This is a genomic window from Citrobacter sp. R4 (assembly GCF_026719175.1).
Classification (GTDB): Bacteria; Pseudomonadota; Gammaproteobacteria; order Enterobacterales; family Enterobacteriaceae; genus Citrobacter_A; species Citrobacter_A sedlakii.
In genome coordinates this window covers 646,672-668,607 of record NZ_JAPPSU010000001.1, presented here as the reverse complement: position 1 = coordinate 668,607, position 21,936 = coordinate 646,672, and the positions used below count along the sequence as shown (strand labels likewise).

The following is a 21,936-nucleotide window of genomic DNA, read 5'->3' as shown; positions in this document are numbered from 1 at the left end:
GTTAAATGAAAAAATGGTCACGCCACCTGCTCGCGGCAGGCGCTCTCGCTATCGGTATGAGCGCCGCGCACGCGGACGACAGTAAAACGCTCTATTTCTACAACTGGACCGAGTATGTTCCGCCAGGGCTGCTGGAACAGTTCACCAAAGAGACCGGCATTAAGGTTATCTATTCGACCTATGAGTCGAATGAAACCATGTACGCCAAGCTCAAAACCTATAAAGAAGGCGCGTACGATCTGGTGGTTCCGTCCACCTATTACGTGGATAAAATGCGCAAAGAAGGCATGATCCAGAAGATCGACAAGTCGACGTTGACCAACTTCAGCAACCTTGACCCTGACATGCTGAACAAGCCCTTTGATCCAAACAACGACTACTCCATTCCGTATATCTGGGGGGCGACGGCTATTGGCGTCAACAGCGACAGCATTGACCCGAAAACCGTCATCAGCTGGGCCGATTTGTGGAAACCGGAATACAAAGGCAGCCTTCTGTTGACCGACGATGCGCGAGAAGTGTTCCAGATGGCGCTGCGCAAACTGGGTTATTCCGGCAACACCACCGATCCGAAAGAGATTGAAGCGGCGTACAACGAGCTGAAAAAACTGATGCCAAACGTGGCGGCTTTTAATTCCGACAACCCGGCAAATCCGTACATGGAGGGTGAAGTCAACCTCGGGATGGTATGGAACGGTTCTGCGTTCGTGGCGCGCCAGGCGGGTACGCCGCTGGAAGTCGTCTGGCCGAAAGAAGGCGGTATTTTCTGGATGGACAGCCTCGCCATTCCGGCAAACGCGAAAAATAAAGAAGGCGCGCTTAAGCTGATCAATTTCCTGCTGCGCCCGGATGTGGCGAAAGAAGTGGCGGAAACCATCGGTTACCCGACGCCAAACCTGGCGGCGCGTAAGCTACTCAGCCCGGAAGTCGCCAATGACAAATCGCTCTACCCGGATGCGGAAACCGTCAGCAAAGGGGAATGGCAGAACGACGTAGGCGCGGCCAGCGCAATCTACGAAGAGTATTATCAGAAGCTGAAAGCAGGACGCTGATCCTGCCCTGCGCCGGGCGGCGGCCTCCCCTGCCCGGCCAGATCATCGTCCTCCTTCTTCCCCGCCCCGGTGCGGATATTTTTCCTCCTTCGCCACCAGAAACTGCATCAGTTCACAGTCCGACCTGAGCCTGAATTTATGCATGAGCGCATGGCGATGGGCCAGTACGGTTTTCTGACCAATGTTCATCTGTGCGCCGATCTGCCGGGACGTCAGGCCGGAGAGCAACAGGCGTATCAGATGCTGCTGCTTATCTGAAACGCGCTTATGGGAACAGCTGACGCAGGAGCGTTTAACGTCCTCATCTTTATCTTGCCGGGTTAACGGCCAGTGATGTGCTATCGTATTGCGCAGATGGTCAACCGTGGCGTTATGGGCCATCAACACAATTTGGTGCAGGCAATCCGGCAGTTCGCCGCGAGCGGGAACGTGACGCTGTTCGACAATGCCAATCATCAACCCGGCCTTACAATGTAATAATTCCGGATGGCACAGATAGGCCTCTCCCGGACGCAGAACAGCAACGAGAATATCCGCCGTCCTGATTTTATCTGGATGATAATCAGCAAAAATGACCGTCTGCTGTTCGTCTTCCTGCTGGAATATTTCCGCCAGCAGCGCGGTCAGCCCAAATTTATAAAAGCTATCATCACAGCGGATAATGATATTCATAAAGCGCCTGTCAACGTTTTACTGATAGGTCATTGAAACGGTTACGACAGCATTAACGGTGCCCGGCATGACATGTCCCTGCTGGCTCACGATGCGGGCGCGCAGTTGCCATGTATAACGCTGACTTTCCACCTGACCGCTAAGTGATTTTCCATCCCCAAGCGGCTGTCCATCGCGGCTCTGAAGCTGTACCGCCACCGGCGTCGCCGTTCCGACGTTTTGATATCGGTCCTGCGGTTGGTTTTGATCCGGACTGCCATTAAACATGACGGTTACCTGGGTAGTGCCAGCGGGACAGTTTTCCACACTCAAATCGAACGCCACCCATGGCGTGGTTGAGCCCGGGGTGTACATGGACGACGCGGTAACCGACTGATCGGCGGTAAGGTCGACCGTTTTCGTTACGCTGTCGCTGCTGATCTGACACGGCGCCGCTTTTACGTTGCCGGTGACGTACAGCGCCACCGGATCGCCAATGCTCCACGCCGGCGCAGAAAATAACATCGCTATTGCCAGTCCTTGTTTACCGGGCATTTTCATCACCTGCTATTGATACGTTACATTCAGCGTTGCCGTGGCATTCGCACTGCCCGGCTTAACAACAGCCCGGGTCTGGTAATAACGCGCCGTCAGGGGAAACGCTTCCTGCCCACCCGCCGATTGTTTCAGCAGGATGCGGTTGTTCAGCTGCAGCGGAATCGTGTTGTAAACCAGTTGCACCCCAACACCTTCCGCCGTGCCGGGCATCCCCTGCCCGTTGAGCGCCAGAACGCCGGAATCGCCGCTGACATCCGGGTTTGGCGTTCCGCTCAGTTCAATGTTGATATTGGTTGAAGGATCGCAATTCAATCCCAGGGTTTGCGTATCGCCGCGCGAGGGGATAAATCCTGGTCGGTCTGAAAATGCGCTGGCATTAATATCGCCGAGGTTAAAATTAATCACCTGGCTGGAAAGCGAACAGGCTAATACCGTGACCTGACTTGCGGCGTCCAGCGAAATTTGCACAAAGTGATTGTCCGGCGCGCCATACCAGCCCTGCGCAATTAATCCAGGGGTTAAGGGGCCAGAGGTGATATTTCCGGTTTTATAAAAAATGACGTCATAATTACCGAGGTAATAGAGCGTCTTAATATTCGCGCCATAAGATGGCAGCATGAAATTACCGGCGTCGAACGACGTGCGGATCCCGACGCCGTCGAGGTTAGTGTTATACACTCCGCTCATGGACGCGGGCGTGGCGGATAAGTAATTAAACGTATAGCCGCCATTGCAACTCGCGACGCCAGTGGATGAAAACGACGCCAGTTCAACAAATCCGGAGACCCGGACGCGGGCAATTTCCGCGCCTGCGCCTGTATCACGCTGCACCAGAATATTGCCTGTCGACACGGTTCGAATCAGCGGCGCCGTTATTTCGCACACGTCGGCGGAACACAGACCGGAAAAGACCAGGATTAACGCGCCGAATAAAAAATGAATTTGCCGCACGGTATTGTTCTCATTGCCGTAAGTGAAGTATTCAGCGACAAAGGCTGTTGGCGACGTTGACGCCGGAATACTGTTCTGTCGCATCCAGCGAATAAGCGGCGCGACAGCGCTGTCGCGGGCCGTCTCCCCAGACGACATCCAGCGTGCCCTGCCGTTCCATTCCGCTGAGATAAACCTGTCCGTCATCGCCCACAATAAACCCCGGCCCCTTTGCGCCACTAACGCTGGCAACGGAACCAAACGGCACCGGTAGCCCGTTATCACGGCGTAAATTCAGCAACAGGCGCTGCCCGACGCTGGCGATAAACTCCGCACGCACGACGGCGCCGCGCGTCGGCACAACGTTTTTATTGGTCAACGCCAGTTCCACGTTGTCGGGAACGGTTAGCGTATCCAGTCCGATATCGTTTTTACGATACGGCGATACGTTACTGGCCAGGGTATAGCCGCGAAAATCGGTTTTGACGCCGCTCTGATTTTTCACCCCGACACCGCCTGCGCCCGGCGCTTTAATTAACACGTTAGTTTCTCCCAGCGGCTGGGACAGCGTAACGCCGTCAGCGTGCGCCAATACGCCGCCGGCCAGGGCATAGTTCACCCGCTGGCTCGCGCGGTCGTAGCTGTAGCCGCCGCTCAGTTCCCCATAGGTTCCCTTATAATCGGCGTTCAGACTGCCGGTATAGCCCACGTCATCCGAACCGTATCCACGCTGGATATTCCAGCTCAGGGCATTTCCTGCCAGCGCCATACCGCTGACTCCGATGCTTTGGGTCGTGCCGCCGCTGCGGCTGTGATTCAGGCCAGAATGAGCCCAGGTATTTGCCATAAACGCCGTCAGCGGCATGCTGACGTTAAGGGCTAACTGGCGATCGCTCTCCGCATGACCGTGATTGCCTGACTGACTGTTTTGACTCTGCGTCCAGCTAATTCCGTAGCTGAGTTGCTTCCAGGTGTTGTTATAGCTGACACTCAGCGACTGCATGGGTTTACCTGAATGCCAGTAATCTTCCCGCACCGCAGTGAGCGACAGCGAACCTGCGCCTGCGCCAAGACTCTGGCTGACGTTAGCCTCCATGCGATTACGCCGCTTCTGCGACAGCACGTTACCGCCACCGTAGGTATCAAACACGTCCTGCATGGCGTAATAACCGCGTGTTGAGTAGCGATAACCGGCAATCGCGAAATTCGTTCCGGTCGCCACGCTGTTTTTGCTGTAGCGAATGCGCCAGGACTGTCCCTGCGCCTTCCCGGCCTCATGTGGTCGGGCCCATGACTGAATCACATCGCCAGAAACCGCCCCTACGACACCGAGGTTTTTGCCCACCCCTATCGCCATCGCGCGGTAGCGTTCAGCGATCTGTATTCCCCCGTAAACGGTAAACGCGTGGGGTAAACCATACATCGCCGTCCCCTGGGAAAATGGAGCGCGCTCCACCCGGCTGTCGTAAGTACGGTAGCGGCCCGCGGTGAGCGAAAATTTGAAGCGTCCTTCACGCTGGAGTACCGGTAATGAGGCAAACGGCACGGTGAAATGCTGCTCGCTGCCGTCGGCTTCTTTGAGGGTCACCTCAAGATCGCCGGCCCCGCCAGTCGGGTACATATCGCTGATCTCAAACGCGCCGGGCGCGACGTAACTTTGATAAATCTGATAGCCGTTTTGCCGGATAATAATTTGCGCATGCGTACGGGCGATCCCCCGGACCACCGGCGCATAACCTTTCAGCGAATCCGGCAGCATGTCGTCATCTGACGCAAGCTGACCGCCGCGAAACGGAATGCTGTCAAAAACATCGGCGGGCGAGGCGCTGTCGCCCAGAACAACTTGCGCTTTCAAGGGAATAATGTTGCGCTGCAGATAGGTGTAAACCGTATCCCAGCGATCGTTGCCCTCGCTGTCGCGATTCCAGGTGGTGTAGTTACGCAGACGCCAGGGGCCGATATTCATGCCCGGTCGCAGATTGGCGTACTGACTGTTGCGGGTTAAGCCGGTATTTTTTTCCCGGCTATTGTCCCCGCTCAGGCTGTAATTCAGCATTGCCGCGGTTATCCCTTCGTCCCACAGTTCCGGCGCGACATAGCCCCGCGCGTGGGCGGAAAGCGCAGCCTGTGGCATACTTAGCATCAGTTTCTGGGAGGAAAATGACAGTTCACTGGATGCCTGAGGGATCGCTGACAGCTCCGCACAGTCGCCTTTCGCCATTAACCCCGGATAGACGTCAGTTCTCACCCCGTAGCGCTGTAAAATAACGTCGCTCAGGCAGGGTTGAAGGTTTCCGTCATCATCCCTGACAAAGGCGACCTCCCGGGTCTCCCGGAGCTCTCCATTAAGGAGAATATCGACCCGATAGGTTCCTTCTGCCTGCTGACCCGTTTCAAAACCAGAAAGGTCAATTTTCCCGGATGCGCTTTGGGTTCGTTCAAGTAACGCCGGGTTGAAATAATCTCTTCCCTTCGCCTCATTCAGCACAGCTGAAATCATTAATGAGATAAACATCGCCAGTCGGATCGGGGGAAGGTGATTTCTGTAATTTGCTATCATCATTGACTTTATTCCCCGACAGCCATCCCTGGCTATATTGCAGCGCGATGCGCGTCGCCTGTCCCGCCATAATCGTTAATGATTTTAAAGGTGACGTCGCCGCCACTGACGCCGGACGGCAGCGCGAAACGGGCGGTACTTTCCGGCGCAACGAATGTCACATCGTTCACTTTTTTACCTGCCACGGTAATTTCATTAAAATTAATAAAGTATGCGGAAGGATTTTTTACCTGAATAAACTTTCCGTCCAGCCGCCAGATTAATTTCTCTGCCTGCGCTTCCGGCGTCGACTGACGCAGTTGACCGGGACGATAAATGAGCTTTATTCGTGTCTTTACGGCGATTTGCAACGTATTGTCCTTTCGCGCTGCCGACGGGATTGACTTAATGTTCAACCAGAACAACGATTCTTTATTTTCCGGCAAACTTCCGCTGCGGATAATTCGCATTACGTTTTGCTGTCCGTTATCCAGACGATAAAGCGGCGGCGTAATAATAAACGGGGCTTTTGTTCGAGCCGCATCCGGTAATTCAATCCACGATTGAATTAAATACGGGATGGTATCGGGATTACTGACGCTCAGAGAGGCCTCTTTTTTTTCACCATCATAAATAACGCGCGTACCGCCAACGGAAACGCCAGCGTGAGTCATCGAAATACCCATCGCGAAAAACACGGGGAACAGGACGCAACAACGTAATGCATTCATACTAAACCTCTGAAAGGGCCAAATACTGGCCCTTAAACGGCGCAGGTAAATCAGTTATAGTTAACGGTAAAATTGGCGACAGCGTTAGCCGGCCCCGCCATCACCGTGGCGCTGGTGGCGACATAAGCCGCGTAAAAATCCAGATTATTATCCGTGGTACTGGATAACGGATACGAATAGCCGTTCACCTCGTTCAGCCCAAGGTTGCTTTTATCCGCTGTTTTCAGTCGAATCGCCACGCCACTCGCCGCACCCGGATCCGGGTTTATCGCCAGTAAACTGTTGTCAAACGCATCAACTAAGCCATCAAACTTAACCTTTGCCGACGTCACGCTGACCGGACAATTGATCAATCTTAAGGTGAATTTCGTTGTCGAAGCCTCATCGCCAACGCTGACAAAAGCCGTTTTGGAAACGCTGCCCATATCCACCATCAGGGTATTATTGGAACCAATATCCACGGTACATGCGGTATCGAGAATTTGTCCCATAAAATTAACCGTGCCGTCATAGGCGATGGCATTTGAAATAGTCAAAAGACCTGCGACGGATAACGCCATCACTACGCTATTTTTTTTCATCATTGCTATCCTTAACTTTTGTTTATTTATAATCCGGTTAATTTACCGGTGCGAAAACCGCCTCTTTAGCGAGAACATTTCCGCTATGTCTTTGAAAAATGCCAGGCCATAAGTCAAAACCACGTTATCGGGTTACACGTCATTCCGCTTTCTGCAAGCAGCAACCAAATACGTTGTCATATTGCTTAATGATGATTTTCATATAGCTGCATATATTCGCTCAAGTGATTTTTTGGTGTAATTTTACACTTTATTCCAGATTCACTTATTAATTTGCACTCCCCATAATTACTAAATCAAGCAGTAAGTTACGTTATTCCAATTATGATAATGCCATGGGAGAGCAATGATGCCTGCACGCAAAATAGCTACTGAATCAACTGCATATAAAGACCTGCCGATAAAACCGGTAAAACACATTGAGCGGATAATAGATAAACTTCTGCCACACGCTAACATATACGAAACAAAACCAAGACAAATAATTAACTATAAAAACAATAACTCCCATCAATGCTTACTCCTGCTGAAAGGAACCATTTCAATATTCAGAACGCGGGATAGCTTTATGTTTAATTCCGAAGTCGCGCCGTTTGTCTTTGGCTTAAGTAATCAGCTCTGTGATGCCAGTTATCTTTTTATGCGCAGTGAGGAGTGTTCGCGGGTGGCGGTATTACCCCTGACAAAAGTCAATGAGGTCATTACGAAAGAGAATCTGTGGGAAAGCCTGGCGTCGCTGTTGGTTTACACCGCAGGACGGGTTTACGATCATTGTACCCGTATTACCGCGCCCAGTTCCTACGATATTATTCGCTCACAACTTTATGAGTTAATGAAGGAATCTGTTGAGTTCCGCCGCAACATTACCGCAGCGAACTACATTCAGAGCCGAACCTTTTTGTCACGCAGCAGCATTATGAAAATTCTTGCCGACCTTAAAAAAGGTGGCTATATCATCACGGAACGTGGCGTACTTCTCCAGATACAGCAAAATATTCCCCTGAAATATTAGCCGTAGACTATGCTCGTCAAAGTAAGAACCTGATACCGCAGGTTCTCAATGCGTTAATCATGACCGGACCGCCATCATGTCGCAGCAATCATCGTTTAATCTTCTCAAGCAGCCTTCCGTTTATGCCCCGGAACTGCTAAAGCAGTTGACGCAGGAGCAGGAATTTCGCTGCTATCCTAAAGGCAGTCGGTTTGTTTTTATTCGCGCGGGCGAGCACTGCTGTCAGTTTATCCGTAGCGGTGTGGTCAGCATTGAAAACCAGGAAAATCACCTGGCGCTCGGCATTGCATCCGCCCCTGTCTCGCTGGGTTTTACCAGCGCCTTATCCGAAAAGCTGCTGCTGCGTGCGCTGGAGCCGTGTGAGGTCGCCACCGTGCCCCTCGATACCGTCATGGCGCGCATTGAGGAGAAACAGCTCTGGGAAATCATGGCGAAGCATATGATCGTCGTGATGAATAAGCTGTTTATACAAAATGAGATGGCGACCGCGCCAACCGCCTATGATCTTCTTTGTAAGCAGTTGCTGGCGCTGAATCAGGAGCCGGACAGTATCCGGGAAAGCGTGGCCGCTTATCAGTTTATTCTCGACAGAACGCATATCTCACGCAGCAGCGTCATGAAAATTCTCTCGGCGCTGAAAAAAGGGGGCTATATCGAACTGAGTCAGGGCAAGCTGATCGCGATTAACCATCTGCCATCACGCTTCTAATCGTTATCGCGCAGCGATTTATACTGGCCGACGTCAATGCCATAGACCTTCATTTTTCGCCAAAGCGTCGTCCGGCCAATTTTTAACAGCGCGGACATCTCCTGTACCCGTCCGCCGGTGAGTCTGGCGGCGTGTATAATCGCCTCTTTCCCGGCATCCGCGAACGATAAGCTGGCAGACCGCCGCTCTTCCGCCAGAGGCGCATTTCGCCGTTCGTTGAAGACATAGTCCGGCAGGTGGCTGAGGTGAATGCGCCCTTTTTCACTGCGCAGCGCCGTATTCTCAATGACGCTGTTCAGTTCAAAATCATTTCCTGGCCAGTCGCAGGCGACCAGCTGCGCCAGCACGTCATCGTCCATCCTGAGCCGCGTGGAAAAGCGTTTCTCAAGACGGCGTAACCGGTGATCGACCAGCGAAGGAATGCTGCTGCGACGCATCCGCAGCGGCGGAATAGTGATCTCAAAAGCATGTAGCGCATAGTAAAGCTGACGGCTGAAGCGGTTTTGTTCCACCAGCAGCGCCAGATCCGCCGTGGTGGCGGCGATAACCTTCACATCGACCGGCACTACGCGCCTGGCATCGAGACGGGTAATCACGCCCTGTTTGATGACCTGCAGCAGCGCCGACTGCAGTGCCGGGGCGAGATATTCGATTTTTTCCAGATACAGCGTTCCACCGTTCGCCAGTTCCAGCCGACTCAGGCGTCCTTCGCCCTCCTCACCCGCCGTCGTTGACGCAAAATCCAGTGCCCGTTCGGCATACAGTTGACAGTTTACCGCAATGTACGGCCCTTCCGCGCGCTCGCTGTCATTGTGGATCGCCTGGCTCAGCAACTCCTTACCCACGCCTTCCTCGCCGCGCAATAGCACCGGAAAAGCGCCGCGCGCCGCCTGGCGGCCAAAGTGGACGAGCCGCTGGGTTTGCGGATCGTTCTGCGCCATTTGCGCAAAGGTAAAATTCACTTTGCCCAACTGACTGGTCATGAGCTGGCGCATTTTTTCCACCGGGTGCAACAATAAAATAAAGCCGGTGCCCTGTGCGTCCTGGATCGGTTTCAGGGTGATCACCGCATCCACAAACTGATGCTGGCTTTCGAACGTTGCCTCGACATGATGAAGTGGACGGTGTTGCCGGACGGCCCGCACCAGCACTGCGGGCAACGTGAATAACTCCGTCAGGTTTTTCCCCTGGGCTGCCGCTACGTCAAGGTGCAGCAACCGCGCCGCCCTTGCGTTGATAAACTGCACGTGGCCCTGGGCATTCCAGGTCATCACGCCATCGTCCATGCTTTCTAACAGACCATTCAGATGGTTAAGGTGACGGTTGGATTCCGCCAGCAGACTGTCGGTGAGCAGAGAATTAGCCACCTCGCGGGCTATCGCCAGCGTGAGCGGCAGATCGGATGAGGTATCGTCGCCCGCCCGGCAAACCAGCGCGATCGAACCGGTAAGACGTCCGTGATTATCAAAAACCGGCGTCGCGCAGACGCACCACGGGCGCAACGCGTGCCGGTAATGATGGGAACCCCGGGTTTTTACCGGCTGCCCAAGCAGAGCGGCCAGAGACAGCGCACAGGTGCCAATAATGCTTTCCGCACAGTAGGTCCCCTCAACAAACCCAAGCGCCGCAAGCTGCTCAAGCGTCCCGGCATCGCCGCAGCAGCTCAACACGCAGGCGCTTTCATCAAGAATAAACAGCCCGCACCGACGCGGCATCATGTACTCCCACGCATCTTCCAGCGCCGCCTGTCCCAGCGTCAGCAGCGCCGCTTTACGCCGGCAAATGGTGTCAAAGGTCAGCCCCTGCGCCCGGTGCGGCCTCGACCAGAAATCAGGGCGCATAATACTGGCGCAGCGCAACCATGAAGCACGCAGAAACGCAGGAATCTCATCATCAGGTGAAGCCATTGCCGGTTATCTCCAGTCAGGGTGCGCTCGCTCGCATTTTTGCTTGTTTTCCGTCAAATACGTTCCAGAATGAAACATTTCTGCTCAGTTTGGTTCCATTATGAAACATAACACCGGTGAATTTTCTTTTTCGCGCGCTGGGGCACAATTGCGCTATCGGCAGCGCGCGGTCGCCGTGATGTTGAACACGTCCTGTCCCTGGAGATAACCCGGAGCAAAAAATGAAAAAGCTAATTAACCGTGTGGAAGACGTACTGAGTGAACAACTGGCGGGTCTGGCGAAAGCCTACCCTACGCTGACCCTGCATCAGGATCCGGTGTATGTCACCCGCGCGGATGCCCCCGTTCAGGGCAAAGTGGCGCTGCTGTCCGGCGGCGGAAGCGGACATGAGCCGATGCACTGTGGCTATATTGGGCGGGGAATGCTCTCCGGCGCCTGCCCCGGCGAAATATTCACCTCGCCGACGCCGGATAAAATGTTTGAGTGCGCCATGCAGATTGACGGCGGCGAAGGCGTGCTGCTGATTATTAAAAACTACACTGGCGATATCCTCAACTTTGAAACCGCCACCGAACTGCTCCACGACAGCGGCGTGAAGGTCACCACCGTTGTGGTTGACGACGACGTGGCGGTCAAAGACAGCCTGTATACCGCCGGACGTCGCGGCGTCGCCAATACGGTCCTGATAGAAAAGCTGGTCGGCGCGGCGGCAGAGCGCGGCGACTCGCTGGAAGCCTGCGCTGAGCTGGGTCGCAGACTGAATAATCACGGTCATTCAATTGGCGTCGCTCTTGCGGCCTGCACGGTTCCCGCCGCCGGTAAACCATCTTTCACCCTGAACGACAACGAAATGGAGTTCGGCGTGGGTATTCACGGTGAGCCAGGTATCGACCGTCGCGCCTTTTCCTCGCTGGATGAGACCGTGGATCAGATGTTCGATACGCTGCTGGAAAACGGTGCCTATAGCCGTACGCTGCGCCACTGGGATCCACAGCAGGGCGTCTGGCTGGAAGACAAACAAAGCAAGCAGCCTTTACAGCGCGGCGATCGGGTAATTGCGCTGGTCAATAATCTCGGCGCGACGCCGCTTTCGGAACTCTACGGCGTCTACAATCGCCTGGAAACGCGCTGCCAGGAGGCAGGAATGATTATCGAGCGCAATCTGATCGGCGCCTACTGCACGTCGCTCGATATGTCCGGCTTTTCCATCACCCTGTTGAAAGTGGACGACGACACCCTCGCATTATGGGACGCCCCGGTTCACACCCCGGCCCTGAACTGGGGAAACTAAGGAGAACGTTATGTCACTGACCAGAACGCAAATCGTCAACTGGCTCTATCGCTGCGGCGACATTTTCAACCAGCAAAGCGATTATCTCACCGGGCTGGATCGCGAAATAGGCGACGCCGACCACGGTCTGAATATGCATCGCGGTTTTAGCAAGGTGGTAGAAAAATTACCCGCTATTGCCGACAAAGATATCGGTTTTATTTTGAAAAATACCGGCATGACGCTGCTTTCCAGCGTCGGCGGCGCCAGCGGCCCGCTGTTTGGTACCTTTTTTATCCGCGCCGCCCAGGTGACACAAGCCCATCAGAGTCTGTCGCTGGAAGAACTTTATCAGATGATGCGCGAAGGCGCAGATGGCGTCATCAGCCGGGGCAAAGCGGAACCGGGGGATAAAACAATGTGCGACGTTTGGCTGCCGGTAGTCGAGTCGTTGCGTCTGGCCTGCGAACAAAATCTGTCCATACCCGCCGCCCTGGACGCCGCCGCCGCGCAGGCGGAAGCCGCCGCGCAAAGTACGATTACGATGCAGGCACGCAAAGGGCGCGCCAGCTATCTGGGCGAGCGCAGCATTGGGCATCAGGATCCTGGCGCAACCTCGGTCATGTTTATTACCCAGATGCTGAGCGCAGCGGCAAAAGAGTAAGGACGGTGTGATGGTAAACCTGGTAATTGTTTCTCATAGCGCCCGGCTGGGTGAAGGGGTCGGCGAGTTAGCGCGGCAAATGTTAATGGGCGAAGATTGTAAGATCGCCATTGCCGCCGGGATCGACGATCCGCAAAACCCTATCGGTACCGACCCGATAAAAGTGATGGCGGCTATCGAGTCTGTTGCCGATGCCGACAACGTGCTGGTGATGATGGATATCGGCAGCGCGTTGCTGAGCGCGGAAACAGCGCTGGAACTGCTCGAACCGGCTGTTGCCGCGAAAGTTCGCCTGTGCGCCGCGCCGCTGGTGGAGGGCACGCTGGCGGCCACGGTGAGTGCTGCGGCAGGCGCGGATATCGATAAAGTCGTTGCTGATGCGATGAATGCGCTGGAGGCGAAACGTGAGCAATTAGGTTTACCTTCCCCAGCCGCCCAGACGCAGGCCGCGCCCTCGCTTACGGACGGCGAAGCGAAGTCGGTTTCGGTGGTGGTAAAGAATCACAACGGGCTGCATGTCCGTCCGGCGTCGCGGCTGGTTTCGACGCTGTCCGGCTTTAACGCCGCCCTTCTGCTGGAAAAGAACGGCAAATGCGTGACCCCGGACAGCCTGAATCAGATTGCGCTGTTGCAGATACGTTGTAATGACACTATTCGCCTGTTAGCCCGTGGCGAGCAGGCGGATGACGCGCTGGCGGCGTTCAGCCAACTGGCGGCCGCGAATTTTGGCGAGTCGGCAGCAGCGTCGGCAATGCAGACTGCGACGGCGGCGGTAACGGGAAAAGCATACCGCTATGCGCCGACGCTGCCCCCCGTCGTTAAAAAGAGCGAATTGAGCGTCACGGCAGAACAGTCACGCCTGCGCAACGCGTTGGATCTCACCCTGCTGGATTTGATGTCACTGGTAACCCGCGTCGAGGCGAGCTGGCCGGGCGATCTGGCGGCGATCTTCTCCGGCCACCATATGCTGCTCGACGACCCGGAGCTGTTTACCCGCGCCTGTGAATTACTGCGAAGCGAGCACTGTACCGCAGAGTACGCATGGCAGCAGGTATTAACGGAGATGAGCGCGCAGTATCGCCAGCTTGATGACGCTTATCTGCGGGCGCGCGATATCGACATTGACGATCTGTTGCAGCGTAGTCTGCGTCATCTGCAACAATGCCCGCTTACGTTGCCTGAGTTTACTGCTCCGGCGATTCTGGTGGCGGACGATCTCTGCCCTTCCACCGTGGTGGCGCTTGACCCTGCGGTGGTGAAAGGCATTTGTCTGCGTGGCGGAAGCCCGCTTGCGCACGGCGCGCTTATCGCCCGTGAAATGGGCATCGCCTGGGTTTGTCAGCAGGGCCATGCGCTGGATGCAGTACAAACCGGCGAGGCGCTGACGCTCGACGTCGCGGGGCAGCGCGTCTTACGACAGAAATGACCCTGCCGGTATCCGGTCCGCAGTGTTCAGTGGGCCGGATACACGCTTATTCTACCGTTAGCCCGCAAACTGACCTTTTTGCAGATCCTGAACCACAGCATGCATTTTGTCGGCAGTGAGCTGGTAAAACTTAATCGACACCGCGGTGAGTAAATAAAACAGCGCGGGCAGTAGCGTAAACAGCATTATCACGCCATCCACGGCGCCGTCCGGCTGGGTGTCGCTGTTGGTGGCGTAACCGTAAAACGCCAGTACCCAACCGATAATCGCACCACCAACCGCAACGCCAAGTTTGATGACAAAAATGTTCGCCGCGACGTTCATTCCGGTGATTCGCCGACGGGTTTTCCATTCACCGTAGTTATTAGCATCAGTGATCATCGACCATTGAATCGCGCCATTGCCGCCCTGAATAATCTGGATCGCCAGATGCGCCAGCAGCGGGACAATCCACCATTCTACCGGCAGGAAATAACAGGCTACGCCGAGCGCGGCGTTGAGAATATTGATCCAGAAAGAGAGCTTAATTTTGCAAAAGCGGGTGCCAAACGGTTTCGCCAGCACCGAACCGAGCATTGATGCAAACATCCCGCCAAGCATAAACCAGGTGATCACATCCGCACCTTTGTTCAGCACCGTGTTAACGTAATACACCACTGCGCCGCCGCGGATCACTACCGCCACCAGCATCATAAAGTTATAGACTGACAAAATACGCCACTGCTCGTTTTGAAAAAGGATTTTCACATCGCGGGCGATGTTCATATTCTCCTCTTTAATCGGCTGAACGCGTTCTTTGGTGGTCAGGAAGCAGATCAAAAACATAACGCAGCCAATCGCGCCAAACAGCGCCATCGCCAGTTGAATACCGCTCGCTCTGTCGCCCGGCGAGAGGTAATCCGCCACCGGCAGAATAAAGGCGGTGCCTAACGCGCCGCCAATCGGCGTAATGGCGAACCGCCAGGATTGCAGCGATAAATTCTCATTGGGATCGGCGGTTAATGCCGCGCCTAACGAGCAGTAAGGAATATTAATGGCGGTATACATTAATGTCATAAATATATAAGCCGCGACGGCATAGGCTATTTTACCGCTGTCGCTAAAATCTGGCGTGGAATAGACCAGTACGCAGCTCACGGCAAAAGGGATACAGATTGCCAGCAGCCACGGACGAAAGCGGCCCCAGCGCGTCGCGGTCGCATCGGCAATTGCGCCCATCACCGGATCGGTAATGGCGTCCAGCAGACGGACCAGCAAAAACATGGTCCCCATTACGGCGGGCGGCAGGCCATAAATATCGGTATAAAAATAGGCCAGAATGGCAACGGAAGAGTCAAAGACAATATGGCTTGCGGCGTCGCCCAGGCTATAACCTATTTTTTCTTTTATGGGTAATTGTTCCACTTCAGACATAATTTATCCTTAATAAAATAATAAAAGCAGCACACAACATCCCGGTGCGTGCATTTCTTCACAGATGCTTTTTTCGGTCTATTATGTTTTTTGATTCATTTCTTATGTTTTTTATCTTCTGTGATCGCTCTTCATAACCTGCGTGCGCTTCGGCTGTTATTATTATTTTGGTGAATATATTTCCCGCCATTACGTCATACCCGGATAACAAAAATGTCTGTAGCTTCGCAAAATGCGGCTTCAACGACGCGCAGCAGGCGATCCTGAACTACGATTTTCTCATGATAAATGCCGTAATCCGGTACGCACTAAGGAGATTATTCAATGCTTACCCCTGCTGTTCGCCATACAGGCGCGCTATCCTGGGCCATTAAACTGGCGCTGACCGGCACCCTTCTCACCTTTGCCTCATTGTCGGCCAATGCAGAAGAATCGATGGCCAACCCGCCGCAGCCGCCCGACATTTTGCTCGGTCCCCTGTTTAATGATGTGCAAAACGCAAAATTGTTTCCCGATCAGAAAACCTTTGCTGACGCCGTACCGAATAACGATCCGCTGACCATCCTTGCGGACTATCGGATGCAGAAAAACCAGTCCAGCTTTGACCTGCGCCACTTCGTCAACGTCAACTTCACCTTACCGAAAGAAGGGGAAAAATATGTCCCGCCAGCGGGGCAGTCGCTGCGCGAACATATTGACGGACTGTGGCCGGTACTGACCCGTTCAACCGAAAGCGCGGGTAAATGGGATTCCCTGTTGCCGCTGCCTGAACCCTATGTAGTGCCCGGCGGGCGCTTTCGCGAGATCTACTACTGGGACAGCTATTTCACCATGTTGGGGCTGGCCGAAAGCGGTCACTGGGACAAAATTGCCGATATGGTGGCGAACTTCGCCTGGGAAATTGACGCCTTCGGGCATATCCCGAACGGTAACCGCACCTATTATTTGAGCCGCTCGCAACCGCCCTTCTTTTCTTTGATGGTCGAATTACTGGCGCAGCATGAAGGCGATGACACGCTGAAAAAATATTTGCCGCAGTTACAAAAAGAGTACAGCTACTGGATGGAAGGCGTCGACACGTTACAGCCAGGCCAACAGCATAAGCGGGTGGTGAAACTTGATGACGGTGCCGTACTCAATCGCTACTGGGACGAACGGGATACGCCGCGCCCCGAATCCTGGGTGGAGGATATCGCCACCGCGAAAAGCAACCCCAATCGTCCGGCCACGGAAATCTACCGCGATCTGCGTTCGGCTGCGGCCTCTGGCTGGGATTTCAGCTCGCGCTGGATGGATGATCCGCAGCAGCTCGGTACGATTCGGACCACCAGCATTGTGCCCGTGGATCTCAACTCCCTGCTTTACAAGATGGAAAAAATCCTCGCCCGCGCCAGCAAAGCAGCAGGCGACGACGCACAGGCCAGTCATTATGATCGGTTAGCGAACGAACGTCAGAAAGCCATCGAACATTACCTGTGGAACGACAAAGAGGGCTGGTACGCCGACTACGATCTTAAGAGCAAACAGGTACGTAATCCGCTTACCGCCGCCGCGCTGTTCCCGCTGTACGTCAATGCCGCCGCGAAAGATCGCGCCCACAAAATGGCCGTCGCTACCCAGGCGCACCTGCTCCAGCCTGGCGGCCTTGCCACTACGTCGGTGAAAAGCGGTCAGCAATGGGATGCGCCAAACGGCTGGGCGCCGCTCCAGTGGGTCGCCACCGAAGGATTGCAGAACTACGGGCAGGAAAAAGTGGCGATGGAGGTGACCTGGCGTTTCCTGACTAACGTTCAGCACACCTACGATCGGGAACAGAAGCTGGTAGAGAAGTATGATGTCAGCAGCACTGGCACCGGCGGTGGCGGCGGTGAATATCCGCTGCAGGATGGGTTTGGCTGGACGAACGGCGTCACGCTGAAAATGCTCGACCTGATCTGTCCGCAGGAAAAACCCTGCGACAGCGTCCCCTCCACCCGGCCTGCCGTTCAGCCGACAAGCGCTGAAAACGCGCAAACACAAGCCACGCCGTAATCATGGCGCTAACCGGCCTGGGGCGCCAGGCCGGTTCGCAGATCTCTGTCAGAAACTGTAGCTGGCGCCAACCTGAACAGTCCGGTCGCGCCCGATCCAACAGTTGGTGCTGTCGTAGCAACTGAAGGTCTCTTTATTGGTGACATTCTGCGCGCTGGCCTTTAGCGTCACGCCGCTGAGCGAAGGTAACGCTTCGCCCAGGCGGTAAGACATTGCCAGATCGTACTGCGTCGTGCCGCCCAGCTTCCCGGCTGTGTTATCCGGCGAAATCTCCATCGGTCCGGTGTAGCGCGCGCCAGCGCCCAGCGTGAGCCCGCGTAGCGCAGTGCTATCGAAGGTGTAATCGCCCCACAGCGTAAAGGCGTTTTCCGGTACCTGAGTGGGCCGTTTTCCTTCGTAGTTTTCATCTTTCGTATTAATCGCATGGGTGTAGGCGTAGTTGGCGATCAGCGTGACGTTGTCAGCAGGACGACTGATGAGGGACAGCTCAGCGCCTTTTGACTCAATTTCGCCAGTCTGGCGGTAATCCCACGTTGGCGTCGCCGAAAGGACATTTTTCTGACGAATAGTGAATACCGAAGCGGTAAAGGTGGTGGCATAGTCAGCCAGCAGATACTTCACCCCGCCCTCCACCTGTTTGCTGGTGGTCGGCTTCACGTCTTTGGTCGTCAGCGTGCCCTGCGGCGAAATCGGCCTGAAGCCTTCAGAATAGCTGATAAACGGGGATAGTCCGTTAGCAAAAGCGTACAGCGCGCCAATACGTTTGGTCACCCGATCCTGGGAGATCCACGTTTTCTCGCCGTTCTGCAGCGCGTCAGTGGTCGTCGAGCGATAGTCATCGTAGCGGATACTGGCCAGCAGGTTTACGCCGCCAAAGACGATCTGGTCCTGGAGATAGTAACCATTTTGTTGGTAAGAAAGACGATTTTTTTGCGCGGTGTACAGGCCGAGATCGTCAGTATGAATCTGGTGGAAATCCGGATGGCGCATGTCAATGCCCGGCGTGGCGCTGGCATAACGATAGAAATAATGGCTGTCGAGTTTCTGGTAGTCGAAACCGGCCAGCAGGTGATGCTGCCAGTCGCCCAACAGCACCGTTTTGGTTAACTGGTTATCAATGTTAACGCTCTTAAGATCTTCATCAGTGGTGTAGGCAAAGCGATCGAGCATCCAGACCGGGTTGACGCCATTGCCGGTGGCATAGACGCTGCGCTGGTGGGTATCGACGTCAAAATACCGCGCTTTCTGGCTGAATCCCCAGCCGCTCTCGAACGCATGTTCGAGATGGTAGCCCAGCATCCACTGACGTTGTTTGAAGCCGCTCCACTTATCGCCTGCAAAGTCCCGACGGTCGGCATAACCGGAGCGCAGATATGCGATGGGCAATGGATTCGACGGCGACAGCGACGGCGTATTTTGTACCAGCGCATCCAGCGTCAGACGCGTTCTGCCGTCCGGCTGCCAGCTCACGGAGGGTGCAAGCAGGTAATCTTCATAGCGCGTGGTATATGGCTGATCGTTCCCTTCCGTCGCTTTCCCGAGCAGGCGATAATTCCAGTCGCTGTCACGGATCTTTCCCGTTGCGTCCAGATACCCTTCTTTCAGGTTGCGCGTACCGGTCATAACACCCAACTCCGTTTTCTGCTCCGCCTGCGGCGTCTTGCCCTGAATATTCACCAGCCCGCCCGGCGAGCCGTTGCCGTACAGCACCGACGCGGGGCCTTTGAGAATATCGACATGTTCAATGAGCAGCGGATCGATGCGCGCTTTAGTGTTGCCCGTGACGTTATACGGCAACTGTAAGCCGTTGTAGTACTCTTGATCGACGGTGAAACCGCGGATTTTGTACTCGCTCATGTAGGTCGTATTGCCGCGCATTTCCGTTGACACGCCCGGTGCGTAGCGCAATATCTCGTTAACCGACGTTGCATGGCGCAGCGTGATTTCTTTTTTATCGAGAGTATTAATCACCTGCGGCGTCTTACTTTCAGGCACTGCGGATTTGGTCGCGCTGTTGGTCCAGGCAGGCAGCAAGCTCTCCTGCCCCGACGCGGACACCACGATAGTGGCTTCGTCTGCCTCTGCGGCATAACAGGAAGTGGTCAGAGCCAGTGAGATACAGCCAGAGAGCGCGCGCAAGCGAAAGCGTGAAGGGGTTATCATCATGAGAATCGTTATAATATGAAATAGGAATAGCAATTATTCTCATTTTTATTTGCAAATCAACAACACCCTTTCTACGGTATATTTTTTCGCATAAAACAACGGCTCCCGCAGGAGCCGTTGTGCCGAAGGTTAGTCGCGCCGTACAAGCCGGAAAACGCCCAGCACCACAACGGCGCCCACCACCGCGACGAGGAAACTGTGCAGATTGAAACCGCTGATGCTGCCGCCAATGCCGAACATGGTCGCCAGCCAGCCCCCCACTACCGCCCCCACAATACCGAGTATGCAGGTGAGAATAAACCCGCCGCCGTCGCGCCCCGGCATCAGCAGTTTGGCAATAACACCGGCAATCAGACCGAAAACAATCCAGGCAATGATCCCCATGTTGAGGCCCTCTGTTCAGTGAAACCACACGCAACACCTTCTTGCGCCCGTAAGCTAAGTATAGGCAAGTCGTTGATCCACGCCGAACCGGGCAGTGCAATTATTCCTTGTGGTGTAGATAAGGATTGTCTTAGGTTCTGCCGTGCCCTGCCGATAACCCCTCGAAAACCTGCAACCTGGACACATAATTACATCGCGTCCAGCGCGCGTTGTAGCTTCCAGATATAGCGCGGCGCCTGCGGCGCGGGATGGTTATCGACGACATGCTCAAAAAATTCGTCCGCATCCAGATCGTTAATTTTTTCGATCGCCTTTTTACGGTCGGAGGAGAAAGTACGCAGCAGCGCACCCGCGCCGTTCGCATACGAAACCACCAGCGCGTACTGCATCACCTGCGGGTCTTCGATGCCTGCGAGCGGACCGTTTTCCAGAATGTTCAGGTAAGCGGCGCCCATCGAAATGTTACGCTCCGGGTTTTTCAGTTCGCTGGTGGAAGGCTCGCCGCTCCAGCCCATACGGCGGTACACATCGCGCCCGGAGGTGGACGCCTTAAGCTGCATCAGCCCGACGGCGTTGGATTTGCTTACCACGCTGGGGTTGCCGCCGGATTCAATGGCGATAATCGCGGTAATCAGCTTCGGGCTGACACCCCAGGCTGCGCCGGCTTTCTCACTGATCGGCATCCACTGCATTGCCCGTTTTACCGGCACTTCCGGGTTCCACGGCGGATTTTTATAATCGGGTTTTGAACTACAGCCAGCAAGCAGCACAATCAAAAAAGCAAACCATCTCAATTTCACGTCATCTGTCCTTATGGCCGACGCATCGGGCGTTTATTCGGCGTCAATACAACAATGCAGGCCGGATAAGCCAGGCGTTATCCGGCAAAACGTTCTACTATAGGCGGCATGATATACATTAGGTTTCTGTTGTAGCAAGGAATTGCCATGTCCCGGTTTCACTTAATTGCCCCTTCGGGCTATTGCATTAATCAGCAAGCGGCTTCACTGGGTATTCAACGTCTGGAACAGGCTGGTCACCAGGTAGAAAATACCGCCGTGGTTGGACGACGTTATCAGCGTTTTGCCGGTACCGAAGCGGAGCGCCTGGCGGATATCACTGAACTGGTTAACCTGACGATGCCTGGTACTATCGTCATGCCGGTGCGCGGCGGGTACGGCGCGAGCCGTCTGCTGGCGCATATCGACTGGCAGGCGCTGGCCGCGCGTCAGCAGCAGGATCCGCTGCTTATATGCGGACACAGCGATTTTACGGCGATCCAGTGCGGTTTGCTGGCGTTGGGTAAGGTCATTACCTTCAGCGGTCCGATGCTGGCAGGCAATTTTGGCGCGCCGGAGCTGGACCGTTTTACGGAAGATCATTTCTGGCGGGCGCTACGTAACGCGGTGTATTCAGTGGCGTGGCGCAGCGAAGGCCCGGCGTGTCATACCGAAGGCACTCTCTGGGGCGGTAACCTGGCGATGCTGATTTCCCTCATCGGCACGCCGTGGATGCCGAAAATTGAAAACGGTATTCTGGTGCTGGAAGATATCAACGAGCACCCCTTCCGCGTTGAGCGTATGCTACTGCAACTCTTTGACGCGGGCATCCTCAACCGTCAGAACGCCATTGTGCTGGGGAGCTTTAGCGGTAGCGCGCCAAATGAGTATGACGCGGGATACGATCTCAGCGCCGTCTATGCGTTCTTACGCGAACGCCTCGCTATTCCACTCATCACCGGGCTTGATTTTGGCCACGAACAACGCACCGTGACGCTGCCGCTGGGTGCGCATGCGGTTTTGCGTAATGACGCCAATGGCGCTCAGCTTACGCTGTCCGGTCATCCGGTGTTGAAATCTTAAAAAAAAGCGCTGGCGAGGGCTAACTAATCCGCGGGAACGGTCGTTAATA

19 protein-coding genes are annotated in these 21,936 nt (G+C 54.8%); 8 read left to right on the top strand and 11 right to left on the bottom strand.

The features are described 5' to 3' along the window. Positions 1-5 precede the first annotated feature (5 nt). Positions 6-1,052: a spermidine/putrescine ABC transporter substrate-binding protein PotD gene (gene potD, locus OOJ60_RS03070; protein WP_042287648.1), complete on the top strand. Its 1,047-nt coding sequence runs from the start codon at positions 6-8 to the stop codon at positions 1,050-1,052. A gap of 42 nt (positions 1,053-1,094) precedes the next feature. On the opposite strand, the gene OOJ60_RS03065 is transcribed toward potD, so the two are convergent. From OOJ60_RS03065 to OOJ60_RS03040, 6 genes are read right to left on the bottom strand one after another with little or no spacing between them, the layout of a single operon-like run. Beyond that, on the bottom strand, positions 1,095-1,724 hold the full coding sequence (locus OOJ60_RS03065; protein WP_205611918.1) for a helix-turn-helix transcriptional regulator: 630 nt from the start codon (positions 1,722-1,724) through the stop codon (positions 1,095-1,097). A gap of 18 nt (positions 1,725-1,742) precedes the next feature. Continuing rightward, entirely contained in the window at positions 1,743-2,258 is a 516-nt protein-coding gene (locus tag OOJ60_RS03060) for a fimbrial protein (RefSeq protein WP_052406284.1), read from the bottom strand. 12 nt (positions 2,259-2,270) lie between these two features. Further along, the gene (locus tag OOJ60_RS03055; RefSeq protein WP_233470870.1) at positions 2,271-3,350 is read right to left on the bottom strand and encodes a fimbrial protein; all 1,080 of its coding nucleotides are present in this window, start codon (positions 3,348-3,350) and stop codon (positions 2,271-2,273) included. Then, a complete protein-coding gene (locus OOJ60_RS03050) occupies positions 3,244-5,754 on the bottom strand; it encodes a fimbria/pilus outer membrane usher protein (RefSeq protein WP_205611917.1) in 2,511 nt (836 codons plus the stop codon). The genes OOJ60_RS03055 and OOJ60_RS03050 overlap by 107 nt, the downstream gene beginning before the upstream one ends. 29 nt (positions 5,755-5,783) lie before the next feature. Further along, a complete protein-coding gene (locus tag OOJ60_RS03045) occupies positions 5,784-6,461 on the bottom strand; it encodes a fimbria/pilus periplasmic chaperone (protein ID WP_205611916.1) in 678 nt (225 codons plus the stop codon). Between the two features lie 50 nt (positions 6,462-6,511). Further along, complete coding sequence (locus tag OOJ60_RS03040) at positions 6,512-7,042, bottom strand: fimbrial protein (RefSeq protein ID WP_205612145.1); 531 nt, start codon at positions 7,040-7,042, stop codon at positions 6,512-6,514. A 349-nt stretch (positions 7,043-7,391) separates the two neighbouring features. Here OOJ60_RS03040 and OOJ60_RS03035 point away from each other — a divergent pair, with 349 nt between their 5' ends. Continuing rightward, positions 7,392-8,054, top strand: coding sequence for a winged helix-turn-helix transcriptional regulator (locus OOJ60_RS03035; protein WP_205612144.1), 663 nt, complete (start codon positions 7,392-7,394; stop codon positions 8,052-8,054). A gap of 76 nt (positions 8,055-8,130) precedes the next feature. After that, positions 8,131-8,763 carry a winged helix-turn-helix transcriptional regulator gene (locus OOJ60_RS03030; protein ID WP_060569617.1) on the top strand — a complete coding sequence of 211 codons (633 nt, stop codon included), beginning with the start codon at positions 8,131-8,133 and terminating at the stop codon, positions 8,761-8,763. Here OOJ60_RS03030 and dhaR read toward each other — a convergent pair. Beyond that, a complete protein-coding gene (dhaR, locus tag OOJ60_RS03025) occupies positions 8,760-10,670 on the bottom strand; it encodes a dihydroxyacetone kinase operon transcriptional regulator DhaR (protein WP_205611915.1) in 1,911 nt (636 codons plus the stop codon). The genes OOJ60_RS03030 and dhaR overlap by 4 nt on opposite strands. A gap of 221 nt (positions 10,671-10,891) precedes the next feature. Here dhaR and dhaK point away from each other — a divergent pair, with 221 nt between their 5' ends. From dhaK to dhaM, 3 genes are read left to right on the top strand one after another with little or no spacing between them, the layout of a single operon-like run. After that, complete coding sequence (gene dhaK / locus OOJ60_RS03020) at positions 10,892-11,962, top strand: dihydroxyacetone kinase subunit DhaK (protein ID WP_181821462.1); 1,071 nt, start codon at positions 10,892-10,894, stop codon at positions 11,960-11,962. A gap of 10 nt (positions 11,963-11,972) precedes the next feature. Further along, complete coding sequence (gene dhaL / locus OOJ60_RS03015; RefSeq protein WP_042287666.1) at positions 11,973-12,605, top strand: dihydroxyacetone kinase subunit DhaL; 633 nt, start codon at positions 11,973-11,975, stop codon at positions 12,603-12,605. Positions 12,606-12,615: 10 nt separating this feature from the next. Next, the gene (gene dhaM / locus OOJ60_RS03010) at positions 12,616-14,031 is read left to right on the top strand and encodes a dihydroxyacetone kinase phosphoryl donor subunit DhaM (protein ID WP_205611914.1); all 1,416 of its coding nucleotides are present in this window, start codon (positions 12,616-12,618) and stop codon (positions 14,029-14,031) included. A gap of 57 nt (positions 14,032-14,088) precedes the next feature. Here dhaM and OOJ60_RS03005 read toward each other — a convergent pair whose 3' ends face one another. Next, positions 14,089-15,444: a glycoside-pentoside-hexuronide (GPH):cation symporter gene (locus tag OOJ60_RS03005; RefSeq protein WP_205611913.1), complete on the bottom strand. Its 1,356-nt coding sequence runs from the start codon at positions 15,442-15,444 to the stop codon at positions 14,089-14,091. 324 nt (positions 15,445-15,768) lie between these two features. On the opposite strand from OOJ60_RS03005, the gene OOJ60_RS03000 reads away from it, so the two are divergent. Next, the gene (locus OOJ60_RS03000) at positions 15,769-17,475 is read left to right on the top strand and encodes an alpha,alpha-trehalase (RefSeq protein ID WP_205611912.1); all 1,707 of its coding nucleotides are present in this window, start codon (positions 15,769-15,771) and stop codon (positions 17,473-17,475) included. A gap of 48 nt (positions 17,476-17,523) precedes the next feature. Here OOJ60_RS03000 and OOJ60_RS02995 read toward each other — a convergent pair whose 3' ends face one another. From OOJ60_RS02995 to emtA, 3 genes are all read right to left on the bottom strand, one after another. Next, positions 17,524-19,635: a TonB-dependent siderophore receptor gene (locus OOJ60_RS02995; protein ID WP_233470876.1), complete on the bottom strand. Its 2,112-nt coding sequence runs from the start codon at positions 19,633-19,635 to the stop codon at positions 17,524-17,526. 135 nt (positions 19,636-19,770) lie between these two features. Continuing rightward, positions 19,771-20,025, bottom strand: a complete 255-nt coding sequence (locus OOJ60_RS02990) for a GlsB/YeaQ/YmgE family stress response membrane protein (RefSeq protein ID WP_042287677.1) — start codon at positions 20,023-20,025, stop codon at positions 19,771-19,773. A 188-nt stretch (positions 20,026-20,213) separates the two neighbouring features. Next, positions 20,214-20,825 (bottom strand): membrane-bound lytic murein transglycosylase EmtA, encoded by a 612-nt coding sequence (gene emtA / locus OOJ60_RS02985; RefSeq protein WP_205611911.1) that lies wholly within the window; start codon positions 20,823-20,825, stop codon positions 20,214-20,216. A 147-nt stretch (positions 20,826-20,972) separates the two neighbouring features. Here emtA and ldcA point away from each other — a divergent pair, with 147 nt between their 5' ends. Beyond that, positions 20,973-21,887: a muramoyltetrapeptide carboxypeptidase gene (ldcA, locus tag OOJ60_RS02980; RefSeq protein WP_205611910.1), complete on the top strand. Its 915-nt coding sequence runs from the start codon at positions 20,973-20,975 to the stop codon at positions 21,885-21,887. Positions 21,888-21,936: the final 49 nt, after the last annotated feature.

What these genes read in the sequence shown, in the direction of transcription:
- potD (WP_042287648.1), top strand. Translation starts at nt 6, where the DNA reads ATGAAAAAATGGTCACGCCACCTGCTCGCGGCAGGCGCTCTCGCTATC.
- OOJ60_RS03065 (WP_205611918.1), bottom strand. Translation starts at nt 1,724, where the DNA reads ATGAATATCATTATCCGCTGTGATGATAGCTTTTATAAATTTGGGCTG.
- OOJ60_RS03060 (WP_052406284.1), bottom strand. Translation starts at nt 2,258, where the DNA reads ATGCCCGGTAAACAAGGACTGGCAATAGCGATGTTATTTTCTGCGCCG.
- OOJ60_RS03055 (WP_233470870.1), bottom strand. Translation starts at nt 3,350, where the DNA reads ATGTCGTCTGGGGAGACGGCCCGCGACAGCGCTGTCGCGCCGCTTATT.
- OOJ60_RS03050 (WP_205611917.1), bottom strand. Translation starts at nt 5,754, where the DNA reads ATGATGATAGCAAATTACAGAAATCACCTTCCCCCGATCCGACTGGCG.
- OOJ60_RS03045 (WP_205611916.1), bottom strand. Translation starts at nt 6,461, where the DNA reads ATGAATGCATTACGTTGTTGCGTCCTGTTCCCCGTGTTTTTCGCGATG.
- OOJ60_RS03040 (WP_205612145.1), bottom strand. Translation starts at nt 7,042, where the DNA reads ATGAAAAAAAATAGCGTAGTGATGGCGTTATCCGTCGCAGGTCTTTTG.
- OOJ60_RS03035 (WP_205612144.1), top strand. Translation starts at nt 7,392, where the DNA reads ATGCCTGCACGCAAAATAGCTACTGAATCAACTGCATATAAAGACCTG.
- OOJ60_RS03030 (WP_060569617.1), top strand. Translation starts at nt 8,131, where the DNA reads ATGTCGCAGCAATCATCGTTTAATCTTCTCAAGCAGCCTTCCGTTTAT.
- dhaR (WP_205611915.1), bottom strand. Translation starts at nt 10,670, where the DNA reads ATGGCTTCACCTGATGATGAGATTCCTGCGTTTCTGCGTGCTTCATGG.
- dhaK (WP_181821462.1), top strand. Translation starts at nt 10,892, where the DNA reads ATGAAAAAGCTAATTAACCGTGTGGAAGACGTACTGAGTGAACAACTG.
- dhaL (WP_042287666.1), top strand. Translation starts at nt 11,973, where the DNA reads ATGTCACTGACCAGAACGCAAATCGTCAACTGGCTCTATCGCTGCGGC.
- dhaM (WP_205611914.1), top strand. Translation starts at nt 12,616, where the DNA reads ATGGTAAACCTGGTAATTGTTTCTCATAGCGCCCGGCTGGGTGAAGGG.
- OOJ60_RS03005 (WP_205611913.1), bottom strand. Translation starts at nt 15,444, where the DNA reads ATGTCTGAAGTGGAACAATTACCCATAAAAGAAAAAATAGGTTATAGC.
- OOJ60_RS03000 (WP_205611912.1), top strand. Translation starts at nt 15,769, where the DNA reads ATGCTTACCCCTGCTGTTCGCCATACAGGCGCGCTATCCTGGGCCATT.
- OOJ60_RS02990 (WP_042287677.1), bottom strand. Translation starts at nt 20,025, where the DNA reads ATGGGGATCATTGCCTGGATTGTTTTCGGTCTGATTGCCGGTGTTATT.
- ldcA (WP_205611910.1), top strand. Translation starts at nt 20,973, where the DNA reads ATGTCCCGGTTTCACTTAATTGCCCCTTCGGGCTATTGCATTAATCAG.